At 71.6% G+C, this 1135-nt stretch carries 1 protein-coding gene; it reads right to left on the bottom strand.

Annotation, left to right across the window (positions count from 1 at the left end; genetic code table 11):
- On the bottom strand, nucleotides 1–1036 hold a 1036-nt coding region (locus tag ABZ641_RS38810; RefSeq protein ID WP_344627197.1), incomplete at its 3' end, for a CorA family divalent cation transporter.
- Nucleotides 1037–1135 lie beyond the last annotated feature (99 nt).

Below are 1135 nucleotides of genomic sequence, written 5' to 3'. Positions count from 1 at the left end.
AGGGCGTGTCCCGCGGGGCGAGGCCGCCGGGGACGGGGGCCACGGGCTTGCGGCGGCGGTGCCGCAGCCAGAGGAAGAGCAGCAGGCAGGGCAGCAGCAGTCCACCGAGGGTGAGCACCAGGAAGGCCGTGAAGCTGGTGATGTTCCTGACCAGCCAGGCGAAGTTCTGGCCGAAGAAGCCGACGACGAAGGAGAGCGGCAGGAAGACCGTGGCGATGACGGTGAGTCGCTCCATGGTGGCGCTCTGGCGCAGGGTGATGGTGTTCTGCTCGACGGAGATCACCGCGATGTTCGCCTCCAGGACGGTGGCCAGCAGGTCGCGCTGGGCCGCGACCTCCTCGTTGACCAGCAGGAGGTGGTCGTGCACGTCGCGGAAGAACGGCAGCAGCTCGGCCGGTGCCCGGCCGGGCTGCAGGCGCCGGGCGAGCACGGCGAGCAGCGGGTGGACGGCGCGGTAGAAGTCGGTGGCCTCGCGCCGCAGGAAGTAGATCCGCTCGGTCGGCGCGACGGCGCCGGAGAAGACGGTGGCCTCGATCTGCTCGATGTCGCGGTCGAGTTCCGCCACGACCGGGGCGTAGCCGTCGACGACCTGGTCGAGGATGGCCCACAGGGTCGCGGCGCTGCCGGTGCGCAGCAGGTCCGGGCGGCGTTCGAGGCGGCTGCGGGCGCCGGCCAGTTCGCTGGCGATGCCCTGCCGGACGGTGATCACGAAGTGTTCGGCGAGGAAGATGCTGATCTCGCCGGTGTCGATCTCCTCGCGCTCGTCGTCGTACCGCGCGGTGCGCAGGATGATGAGTTCGGTGCCGTCCTCGTACTGCTCGGCCTTCGGCCGCAGGTGGAAGGCCTGGGCGTCCTCGACGGCGAGTTCGTGCAGGCCGAAGGTCTCCTGGACGCCGGCCAGCTCGTCGGGCCCGGGTTCGAAGACGCCGAGCCAGACGAATCCGCCCTGCCGGGCGTGCGCGGCGGCCTTCTCCAGCGGCATCGCGCCCTCGTGCTGCCGGCGTCCGTCGCGGTAGTGCGCGCAGTCCACGATCATGACCGTCTCCTCGCGTCCGGCCGACCGCGCCGTGCGTCGCCCGGATGCGGCACGGCGCGCCGTACCCGCCCCCGGCAACCGATGTTCCTCCGAGTCGGC

The sequence above is a fragment of the Kitasatospora sp. NPDC007106 genome, assembly GCF_040634455.1.
In the GTDB taxonomy this organism is placed as follows: domain Bacteria; phylum Actinomycetota; class Actinomycetes; order Streptomycetales; family Streptomycetaceae; genus Kitasatospora; species Kitasatospora arboriphila.
The sequence above is the reverse complement of the archived record's forward strand: the minus strand, read 5'-3'. Positions and strand labels throughout refer to the sequence as shown.